Annotated in this window: 7 protein-coding genes; 6 read left to right on the forward strand and 1 reads right to left on the reverse strand. The window is 67.2% G+C overall.

The genetic code is table 11. The features are described 5' to 3' along the window. Positions 1–129 precede the first annotated feature (129 nt). On the forward strand, positions 130–897 hold the full coding sequence (locus AC0KTM_RS09025; RefSeq protein WP_472417430.1) for a 3'(2'),5'-bisphosphate nucleotidase CysQ: 768 nt from the start codon (positions 130–132) through the stop codon (positions 895–897). On the opposite strand, the gene AC0KTM_RS09030 is transcribed toward AC0KTM_RS09025, so the two are convergent. Next, entirely contained in the window at positions 894–2,459 is a 1,566-nt protein-coding gene (locus AC0KTM_RS09030) for an aldehyde dehydrogenase family protein (protein WP_472415458.1), read from the reverse strand. The genes AC0KTM_RS09025 and AC0KTM_RS09030 overlap by 4 nt on opposite strands. A 147-nt stretch (positions 2,460–2,606) precedes the next feature. Here AC0KTM_RS09030 and mshC point away from each other — a divergent pair, with 147 nt between their 5' ends. The 5 genes from mshC to AC0KTM_RS09055 all read left to right on the forward strand — a co-directional run bounded on the left by mshC (position 2,607) and on the right by AC0KTM_RS09055 (position 10,915). Beyond that, on the forward strand, positions 2,607–3,842 hold the full coding sequence (gene mshC / locus AC0KTM_RS09035) for a cysteine--1-D-myo-inosityl 2-amino-2-deoxy-alpha-D-glucopyranoside ligase (protein WP_472415459.1): 1,236 nt from the start codon (positions 2,607–2,609) through the stop codon (positions 3,840–3,842). Positions 3,843–4,326: 484 nt separating this feature from the next. Beyond that, positions 4,327–7,035, forward strand: coding sequence for a helix-turn-helix transcriptional regulator (locus tag AC0KTM_RS09040; protein WP_472415460.1), 2,709 nt, complete (start codon positions 4,327–4,329; stop codon positions 7,033–7,035). A gap of 117 nt (positions 7,036–7,152) precedes the next feature. Further along, positions 7,153–7,347 carry a hypothetical protein gene (locus AC0KTM_RS09045; RefSeq protein WP_472415461.1) on the forward strand — a complete coding sequence of 65 codons (195 nt, stop codon included), beginning with the start codon at positions 7,153–7,155 and terminating at the stop codon, positions 7,345–7,347. A gap of 173 nt (positions 7,348–7,520) precedes the next feature. Beyond that, positions 7,521–10,106, forward strand: a complete 2,586-nt coding sequence (locus AC0KTM_RS09050; RefSeq protein ID WP_238958044.1) for a helix-turn-helix transcriptional regulator — start codon at positions 7,521–7,523, stop codon at positions 10,104–10,106. Between the two features lie 575 nt (positions 10,107–10,681). Next, positions 10,682–10,915, forward strand: a complete 234-nt coding sequence (locus AC0KTM_RS09055; protein WP_225330361.1) for an MbtH family protein — start codon at positions 10,682–10,684, stop codon at positions 10,913–10,915. The last annotated feature ends 5 nt before the right edge of the window (positions 10,916–10,920 follow it).

The following is a 10,920-nucleotide window of genomic DNA, read 5'->3' on the forward strand; positions in this document are numbered from 1 at the left end:
CGCGTTTAGCGGCGATCGCAAGCGCGGCGCGGCCGGGCGCGGCGGGTCGCCGCCATCGCGTGAAGGCCGCGGCATGGTGTCGGCGATACTGAACCGGTGAGCGATGCCCCCGGCGACCAGTCGGACGAGATGACCGATGCCGCGCTGGCCGCCGATCTCGCCGCCGAAGCGGGGGAGTTGTTGCTCAAGGTCCGCGACGAAGTCGGGTTCGGCTATCCCTGGGCGCTGGGCGACGCGGGTGACAGCCTGGCGAACGAACTGATCCTGCGGCGGCTGCGGGTCGAGCGGCCCGGCGACGCGGTGCTCAGCGAGGAGGCCTACGACGACCTGTCCCGGCTCCAGCACGACCGGGTGTGGATCATCGACCCGCTGGACGGCACCCGCGAGTTCTCCACGCCGGGCCGCGACGACTGGGCGGTCCACATTGCGTTGTGGCAGCGGCCCAGCGACGGCCAGCGCGAGATCACCGACGCTGCGGTGTCGTTGCCCGCCCGCGGCAACATCGTCTACCGCAGCGACACCGTGACGGCCGGCGCCGCGCGCGTCGGCGTCACCGACACCATCCGCATCGCCGTCAGCGCCACGCGGCCCCCGGCGGTCCTGCACCGGATGCGGCAGACGTTGCCCATCCAGCCGGTCGCGATCGGCTCGGCGGGCGCCAAGGCGATGGCCATCATCGACGGCGACGTCGACGCCTACGTGCACGCCGGCGGCCAGTGGGAGTGGGACTCGGCCGCCCCCGCCGGGGTGGTGATGGCCGCCGGGATGCACGCCTCGCGGCTCGACGGATCACCGATGCGCTACAACCAGCTCGACCCCTACCTGCCCGACTTCGTCATGTGCCGCGCCGAACTGGCGCCGATCCTGCTGGCCGCCATCCGCGACGCGTGGCGCTAGGGAGCCCGACGGCCCAGCCGGCGTCGCCAATCTTTGGCCGACAGCATGCGGACAACGTTTTCCACGACGGTGCCCTTCTTGCGGCTGTAGGGGTACCAGAGCAGTTCCTTTTTCATCGCGACCCGGTCGGCGACGATGGCCTTCTGGCGGCAGTACTTGCGGATGCCGTCGGCGCCGCCGGAGCGCGAGCCGATCCCCGATTCCTTCCATCCGACCATCGGCAGACCGAACTGCAGGAGGCTGGTGACGACGTTGTTGATGTTGACGCTGCCGGTATTCATCTGCCGCGCAACGGCCATCGCCTTGTCTTTGTCGCGCGTCCACACGCTGCCGGACAACCCCAGATTGGAGTCGTTGGCCCTCGCGATGGCCTCCTCGACGTCGCGGACCTTCATGACCGGCAGGGTGGGGCCGAAGGTCTCCTCCCGCATGCAGGCCATGTCGTGGTTCACGTCGACCAGCACGGTCGGCTCGTAGAACAGGCCGCCGCTGCCACCGTCGCTCGCCTTACCGCCCACGAGCACGTTGGCGCCCTTGCTCACGGCGTCGTCGACGTGGCGGGACACGATCTCGAGCTGCTGCTCGGTGGTCATCGATCCCACCTCGCAGGAGTAGTCGTGTCCGGCGTCCATGCCGCTGCGCAGCGCAGATGTCTTGGCTACCAACTTCTTTACGAACTCGTCGTAGACCGGCTCCTCGACGTAGACCCGTTCCACCGAGATGCACACCTGTCCGGTGTAAACGAATCCGCCCCACACCGCGCCGTCGACGGCGCGGTCGATGTCGGCGTCGGCGCACACGATCATCGCGTCCTTGCCCCCGAGTTCCAGGCTGCAGGGGATCAGCCGCTCGGCCGCCGCGACGGCGATGCGCCGACCGGTGTTGACCGAACCGGTGAACATCACGTAGTCGACCGAATTGACCAGTGCGGCACCGGTTTCGGCGTAACCGAACACGACGTCCAGCACATTGGGCGCGCCGATCTGCTTCCAGCCCTCGACCGCGACCCGCCAGGCGAGCGGGGTGAACTCCGAGGGTTTGGACAGCACGGCGCACCCGGCCATCAGCGCGGCCGGAACGTCGAGCAGCGGCACCGACAGCGGCCCGTTCCACGGGGTGATGACGCCGACGAGCTGATAGGGCTCGTAGGCCAGGGTCAGCTTCTTGCCCGCGTTGGCGGCACCGTAGGGGCGCACCGCCTGATCGGCGAGAAATTCGGCGGCGTTGTCGATCCAATAGTTGATGATCTGCACCGCGGAGATCTCCACGCCGGTGTCGCCCCAGGACTTGCCCGTTTCGAGTTGCAGCGGTGTCAGCAGGTCATCGCGGTGATCGAGCATCCAGTCCCGCCACTTGCCCAGCCACCGTGCCCGGCCCCGGACCCCCATTTGCTGCCACATCGGCTGGGCCGTCCGCAACCGGGCGGCCAGGGCCTCGACCTCGCCGGGTGCGGCCACCGGGACGTGACCGACGACCTGTCGCGTCGCCGGGCAGGTGACCACGATTTCTTGGTGTGTGGCCGCGGCCGCGGTGCCGGTGCGGTCAGTTGTATGAGTCGACATCGCAACCACCTCGCTCGTCGACGTTGAGCGAATTTGCTCGATACCGGATTTAGCAAACCACAAAACGCCCGGAGGGGATATAGCTTCGGGGGCCGGAGTGACCGGGCAGTTCGGGGGCTCAACGTCGGCGCGCTTAGGCTGATTGCCATGCAGTCGTGGTCTTCCCCACAGGTTCCCGCGTTGGCGGGACGCGGCCCGGAGCTTCGGCTGTACGACACGTCCGACCGGCAGGTGCGTCCCGTGGCGGCCGGTTCGACCGCCACGATGTATGTCTGCGGCATCACCCCGTACGACGCGACCCATCTGGGCCACGCCGCAACGTATCTGGCGTTCGATCTGATCAACCGGCAATGGCTGGACCTCGGCCACGACGTCCACTACGTGCAAAACGTCACCGACGTCGACGATCCGCTGCTGGAGCGCGCCGAGCGCGACGGCATCGACTGGCGGGACCTGGCCGCGCGGGAGGTGTCGCTGTTCCGTGAGGACATGGCGGCGCTGCGCATGCTGGCGCCCCGCGACTACGTCGGGGCCACCGAGGCGATCGCCGAGGTCGTCGAACTGGTCGAGAAGATGCTGGCGTCCGGGGCGGCGTACGTGGTCGAGGGCGAATACCCGGACATCTACTACCGCGCCGACGCCACGCCCCAGTTCGGCTACGAGTCGGGCTATGACCGGGAAACCATGCTGCGCCTGTTCTCCGAGCGCGGCGGCGACCCGCAGCGGCCCGGCAAGACGGATCAGCTCGACGCCCTGCTGTGGCGGGCCGCGCGGCCCGGCGAGCCCAGCTGGCCCTCACCGTTCGGCGACGGCCGGCCCGGCTGGCATGTCGAGTGCGCGGCGATCGCCCTCAGCCGCATCGGCAGCGGTCTGGACATCCAGGGCGGGGGCAGTGACCTGATCTTCCCGCATCACGAATTCACCGCCGCGCACGCCGAATGTGTCCGCGGCGAACGGCGATTCGCGCGTCACTACGTGCACGCCGGCATGATCGGCTGGGACGGGCACAAGATGTCCAAGAGCCGCGGCAACCTGGTGCTGGTGTCGCAACTGCGCGCACGAGGCGTCGAACCCGCGGCGATCCGGCTGGGGCTGCTGGCCGGGCACTATCGCGGCGATCGCTATTGGAGCGAGCAGGTGCTCGACGCGGCCATCGCCCGCCTGCGGCGCTGGCGCGCCGCGACCGCGCTTCCGGCCGGCCCGGACGCCGGCGACGTGATCGCGCGGGTGCGCCAATATTTGGCCGACGACCTCGATACCCCCAAAGCGCTTGCCGCGCTTGATGGTTGGACTACCGATGCGCTGGAATACGGTGGCCACGACACCGAGGCGCCACGCTTGGTGGCGACCGCGATCGACGCGCTCCTGGGCGTCGCCCTGTAACCGCAGCGACGGTGGGGACTGGCGCGAGCAGCAGTGCCCACCGTCGTTTCGTTTCCGTCGGCCTTCCCGGCTAACCCATACCATGAAAGTATTGTTTGCTGAGCGGCCTGCCCGGACCGCGGCCGAGGTTCTATAAAACAGCTGTATAACCAGCACATTAATTTACACCTACGTCGAATTGCGCGGGGTCAAAAGCTTTTGCTGGGAGCTGGAATGTCAGGTATATTTTCGAGTAATTGCTGGGCCATAGAGGGAGTGAGGTCCGGTGCGTACCAGAAGCGTGGCGGCGTGGCTGTTGGTGGGCAGACGGCTGCGTCGACCGCGGGGTGGCGATCCCGATCGGCCACGACCGCGTCGTGTGGCTGCTACAGCTCGGGCCGGTTGTCGGCCCGTCAGCGATCCACGACGCAATCCCCGGGGTAGGTGTCAGGCGTTGCGAAATGTCATGGCGCCGACGCCCCCTCAACAAAGCTAGGGGTTTCCGATGCGGGGGGAAACCGATTCGGCGTGGCCGATAGTGGCGCGCGACAAGGAGCTCCGGCGGTCCCTGGCGGCGCTCAGTAACGGGGAATATCAGGGCGTGGCGCTGGTCGGCGATAGCGGCGTGGGCAAGTCGACGCTGGCGCGCATGCTGGCCAAGACGGTTGAGTCGGCGGGCCGCACGGTGCGCTACGCGTTGGGCACTCAAACGGGCTGCGCTGTGCCGCTGGGCGCGTTCTCGCGCGTGGTGAGCCTTGGAGCGGTGAACGAACCGGCCGTCATGCTGGCCGCTGTGCACAACACCCTGGGCCAAGACAAGAACCTGGTGGTGGTGGTCGACGACGCGCAGCTGCTCGACCCGCTGTCGGCGACCCTGATCAACCAGCTTGCGGCCGGCCATAGCGCGAGGTTGATCGTGACGATCCGGTCGGGCGAGCCGGTGCTGGATGCGGTCACTGCGTTGTTGAAAGAGCGCCTGCTGTTGACAGTTCACGTCGACCCGTTCACCCGCGAGCAGACCGAGGTACTGGCCGGCGCGGTTCTGGGCGGTCCGGTCGCCTCGCGATTGGTTGACGAGTTGTTCGACCGCAGCGCAGGAAACCCGTTGCTACTGCGCGGCTTTCTGACGGCGGGGCGCGAAAGCGGGACCTTGGTTCGCACGGCGGAGGGATGGCAACTTCAGGGTCCGTTGCGCGCAGATCGCGAACTTCGAGACGTTCTGGAGTTTCAGCTGCAATCGCTGACCCCAGAGGAGCTGGAGGTGGTAGAGATCTTGGCCACCAGTGAGTTGCTGGGGTGGGAGATCCTGCGTGACATCTGCGATGCCGAAGCGGTGGCAAATCTGGAGCGCCGTGGTCTGATCCAGTTGGTCGCCGACGGATCACACACTTTGGCGCAGTTGAATAACCCGATGCTTGGCGAAGCGGCGACCCAGCACGCCGGGATGGTGCGCGCCCGGCAACTCAACGGCAAATTGGCGCGAGCTATTCAAAAGCATCAGCGCGCGGGGGGTCGGCTGGGGAGGTTGCCCGGCCCGCAGGGCCGAATTCGGCTGGCCCAGTTCATGATGCGAAGCGACTTGCGGCCTGACCTCGATGCGGTCATCAGCGCGGCGGTGGACGCGTTGGCGATGTCGAATTTGGTCCTGGGCGAGGAGTTGGCGAGGTTCGCGGTCGATCGTGGCGGCGGCCTGCCGGCCGCCTTGATGCTTGCCGAGGCGGTGAGTTGGCAGGGGCGCGGCGAGGAGGCCGATGCCGTGCTGGTCGACGCCGAACCCGACGGCGGCGACGAATGGCTGATCGCGCAGTGGGGCTGCCTGCGCGCTGCCAACTTGTACTGGGGCTGCGGAGACGTCGAGGCGGCCACCGAAGCACTCGATGATGTGAAAAAGCGTGTGGCAGCCGAGGCGGGCGTCCGGCTGATCGACGCGCTCGAGCTGGCCATGGGCTACTTCCGTGGCGACGTTGAGACGACGCTTGAGCTGGGGCCGGGCCTGTGCGAGTCCGATCAACTGCCGATAGCGTCCGTGTGGGCGGTTTTCCCGACATGCGGTGCTCTGGCAGCGGCCGGGCGGTTTTCCGAGGTTCGCCGCATCGCAGACCTCGGGGTGCGTGCAGCCGAGCTGTGCGGATTGGGCCCGCATCGATTCAACATCGGCCTCACCGAGGTCATGGCCGCGACGGCTGCCGGTGACTATGCGGCGGCCGAGCGGATCTACCAGCGTTATGCCGCAATGGCCGCGGGTCTTCCCGCCGCGGAGGCCATGGTGGACGTGATGCTGGGATGCGTGCAGATTGCCCGCGGTGAGCTGGCGTCGGCGTGCGCTGCGTTCACGAGCGCGATTGCCGTGTTCGCCCAGGGCTTTCCGTCGCCGTGGTTGATTGTGGTGGCCGCCCTGCACGCCCAGGCCGAAGGGGCGCGGGGGGACGGCGCGGCGGCCGCGGCAGCGTTGCGGCGAGCGGAGAAAACCTACGGACCGCATGTCGCGGTGTTCTTGCCCGAACTCGAGCTCGCCCGGGCCTGGGAGCGGGCAGCCTCCGGTGACACGACGGCCGCCCAAGGACACGCGACGCACGCGGCACAGATCGCGCGCGCGGCCGGGATGCATGCGGTCGAGATGCGGGCACGCCATGCCGCCGTGCGCTTCGGCGATCGTTCGCAGGCCACGCGTCTGGAGCAACTTGCTCGTATTCTCCGCACCGCGCTGGCCGAGGCGGTCGCCGTGCATGCCCGCGGTCTGGCGCGACACGACGGCGCTGTGCTCGATGCCGTCGCAGGACAGTTCGCCGATCTGGGCGGATTGGCCTTTGCCGCGGACGCGTGGGCGCAGGCGGCCAGCGAGCACACCCGCCGAGGCGATCGCAGCAAGCAATTTGAGTCGTCGACCCGGGCACACGCGTTAGCCAGCCATTGCGGCTCGCGCACACCGGCGGTCGAGAGCGCGGCGCGCCCACTGCCCTTCAGTGGACGTGAGCGCCAGATCGTCATGCTGGTCGCGGCCGGTTTGTCCAACCGGCAGATCGCGGACCAGTTGGTCATCTCGGTGCGCACGGTGGAGGGACACCTCTATCGGCTTTTCGCCAAACTCGGGATCAACACTCGCGAGCAGCTCATCTGCCTGACCCGCAGGGAGCCTCCCGTCCCGAGCGAGTTATCACGTCGCATCGACGAGTCGCTGGGTTACGAAAGCCACGATCACCCTCGGACCGGCTGAGCTTTCATCGGCGACCTATGGAGTTCACGGGGCCGCCACTCTAACTCCGCGGGCACACCACTCGACTTGCGAGCGGATTCCGACGATGCCTGCTTGAGCGGCCATACGCTCCCGCACATGATTCGCAGTCGCAAGCGCACGGTCGCGATCGTCAACGACGAGGCCGACCCTCCCGGACCTGCAGAGACGATCCCGCCGGGGGAGTCGCTGATCGTCGAGGGCCGACACGCATCGGGCCGCTCGGGCACGACCTCGATCGCGTGTGACCCCTTCAGGCTTTATCTGGCGGCCGCGAATTCGGGGTTCATGTAGCGGCAGCGCGCTCAGGGCGTCTCGTCCGGCGCGTCACTGGCTCGCGGCCGCCGGTACGCGACCCAGCAACATTCTGGTCGCCGTGTCGGCGGCTTGGTGGGAGTGGGGAGACAGATCATTTGACACAGAGGGTCAATGGGTCGACATGGCCCATTGTGGGGCGCGATGTGGAGTTGCGGCGATCGCTGGCGGCGCTGAACAACGGCGAGTTCCACGGGGTGGCGCTGGTCGGCGACAGCGGTATGGGTAAGTCGACACTGGCGCGCATGCTCGCGAAGGCGGTGGAATCGGCGGGGCGAACGGTGCGATTTGCGCTGGGCACCCAAACGGGTTCGGCCGTGCCCCTGGGCGCCTTTTCTCGCGCGGTGAGCCTAGGGGTGGGCCACGAGCCGGCGATCATGCTGGCCGCCGCGCATCAGACCCTGAGTCAGGACAAGAACCTGGTGGTGGTAGTCGACGAGGCCCAGTTGCTGGATCCGTTGTCGGCCACCTTGGTCAATCAGCTTGCGGCCGGAAGCAGTACGCGGTTGATCGTGACGATCCGGTCCGGTGAGCCGGTGCTGGACGCGCTGACCGTGTTGTTGAAGGAGCGCCTGTTGTTGACCGTTCACGTCGACCCGTTCACCCACGAGCAGACCGAGCTGTTGGCGGGCACAGTCCTGGGGGGTCCGGTCAATCCGCGATTGGTTGACGAGTTGTACGAGTGCAGCGCGGGAAATCCGTTGCTACTGCGGGGCTTTCTGACCGCGGCCCGCGAAAGTGGGACCTTGGTTCAAACCGAGCAGGGCTGGCAACTTCAGGGTCCGCTGCGCGCGGATCGCGAACTTCACGACGCTTTGGAGTTCCGGTTGCAATCGCTGACTCCAGAGGAGTTGGAGGTGGTGGAGATCTTGGCCACCGCCGAGGTGCTGGAGTGCGAGATCCTGCGTGACGTCTGCGATGCCGACGCGATGGCACACCTCGAGCGTCGTGGCCTGATCCAGTTGGTCGTCGACGGATCCCACACCCTGGCGCAACTCAATCACCCCATGCTCGGTGAAGCGGCGACCCGCCATGCAGGGATAGTGCGTTCGCGGCAACTCAACGGAATCTTGGCGAAAACTCTTCGAAGGCACCTACGGGCAAGCGGGCGGCGCTCACATTTCTCCGATCCGCGCGGCCGAATCCGGTTGGCCCAGTTCATGATGCGAAGCGACCTGGAGCCCGACCTCGACGTGGCAATCAACGCGGCGGCCAGTGCCCTGGCGATGTCGAATGTGGTGCTGGGTGAGGAACTGGCCAAGTTCGCGGTCGATCGCGGTGGTGGTCTGCCGGCCGCTCTGGTGCTTGCCGAGGCGGTGAGTTGGCAGGGGCGCGGGGAGGAGGCCGAGTCAATCCTTCTGGGCGTCGACCTCAGTGACGCCGACGACTGGCTGATCGCGCGATGGGGCTGTCTGCGCGCCGCCAACTTGGCGTGGGGTTGCGGTGACGCCGAAATCGCGACACGCGTACTAGCCGAGGTGAAACCGCGTCTCGTGACCGAGGGCGCCCTCCAGCTGATCACCGCGCTGGAGATGTCGATCGGGTTCTTCCGCGGCGACGTTGAGACGACGCTCGAGCTCGGGCCCCGTCTGTGCGAGGCCGACGTAGCGCCGATCGCGACCGTGTGGGCGGCCGTCGCGACATGCGGCGCCCTGCTGGCGGCCGGGCGCTTTTCCGAAGTCAGCCGCATTGCCGCCGCCGGCGTCCGCGCGACGGCACTCTGCCGGGCGGGTGCACAGCGGTTCGCCATCGGATTGGCTGAGGTCATGGTGGCGACCGCCGCCGGTGACTATCCGGCGGCCGACCGAATCCAGAGGCGTTACGCCGCGCTGGCAACCGGTCTTCCCGCGGCGGAGGCCATGGTTGACGCGATGCTCGGGCTCCTGCAGGTAACCCGCGGCGAGCTGCCGTCGGCGTGCACCACACTTGCCCGGTCTATTTCCCTGCTGTCCCAGGGCTTTCCGTCGCCGTGGTTGCTCGTGGTGGCTGCCCTGCTGACGCAGGCCGAGGGGGCGCGGGGCGACGGCGCGGCGGCCGCCGCGGCGTTGCGGCGCGCGGAGGAAACGTATGGACCCCACGTTGCAGTCTTCTTGCCCGAACTCGAGCTGGCCCGGGCCTGGGAGCGGGCAGCTGCCGGTGACACGGCGGCCGCCCGTGCGCATGCGATGCAGGCGGCGGAAGTCGCGGGGGCGGCCAAGATGTACGTGGCGGAGATGCGGGCGCGCCATGCCGCCGTGCGCTTCGGGGACGGTTCGCAGGCCAAGCGAGTGGAGGAGCTCGCCCGAATGTTGAACTCGCCATCGGCCCAGGCGGTCGCCGACCATGCCCGCGGTCTGGCGGAACACGACGGCGATGTGCTGGATGTCGCCGCACACAAATTCGCCGATCTCGGCGCATTGGCTTTTGCCGCCGATGCGTCGGCCCAAGCGGCCACCGAGCACGCCCGCCGAGGGGAGCGGCGCAAGGAGGTCGAATCGTCGAGCTGGGCGCACGTTTTGGCCGGCCAGTGCGGAGTGCGTACTCCGGCGCTCGAGGCCGCGGCGCGCCCCCTTCCGTTCAGTGGCCGTGAACGTCAGATCGTGCTGCTGGTCGCTGCCGGACTGTCTAACCGTCAGATCGCCGACCGGCTGGTCATTTCGGTGCGCACGGTGGAGGGGCACCTCTACCGTCTGTTCACCAAACTCGGCGTCAACCACCGCGACGAACTCATCCGTCTGATCAGCCGAGATGCGTCGTGAAGCAACAGGTTGTCGGTGAGGCTGCCAGCAGGCAGCCTCACCACCGTGGTTCGTCCACCACCCGGTAGCCGCGACCAATTGAACAACGAAAACTCCTCCTGCGCAGGCGAATAGCGAGGTGTGGCTGTGTCACGCGCGCGTGTCACCAGCTCGTCCCGATGCCCATCTGGCACAGACCGGGACATAAGACGAGGTCAGCACGCCGCGCGAGTGTTCGGCACGAACCCGCACCGTCGTCTCGGGAGGTACCAGGGTTGCCTAGTCGGAGCCAAAGCCGACGGCGTCACGAAAATCGCTGTCACAGAATGTAATCCGTGCGAATGCGCCAATTTTCGGTTGCGTAATTTTCTGTATACGCCACAGCCACCACTCTGTCGGCTTGCGCCTACCACTCGATGTGCGGGCTCCTACTACGCTACCGACTTGATAAGCCTGACAACAGGATTGAAACCCACGACGCTCTGGATCATGCACTCCGTCGAGACCGGTTCCGTGGCAAGCCCCTGAGCGCCCGGTCGGAAACAGTTAGTGCACCGAACTGTTCGGCTCATGCCACAACGAAATTTGGAGGACCGGTGAGTATCAATCCGTTCGACGACGACACTGGCAGCTTTTTCGTCTTGATCAACGACGAAGAACAGCACAGCCTATGGCCGGCATTCGCCGAGGTACCAGCCGGCTGGGAGATGGTTTACGGCGAAGCGGATCGCGCCGCGTGCCTCGAGTACATCGAACAGAACTGGCCCGATATCCGGCCGAAGACTCTACGCAGCAGGCTGGCGGCACAGCGCCAGGCTTCCGGCACGTAAACCGC

This window comes from Mycobacterium sp. NTMscope_Eco_3 (genome assembly GCF_976985685.1).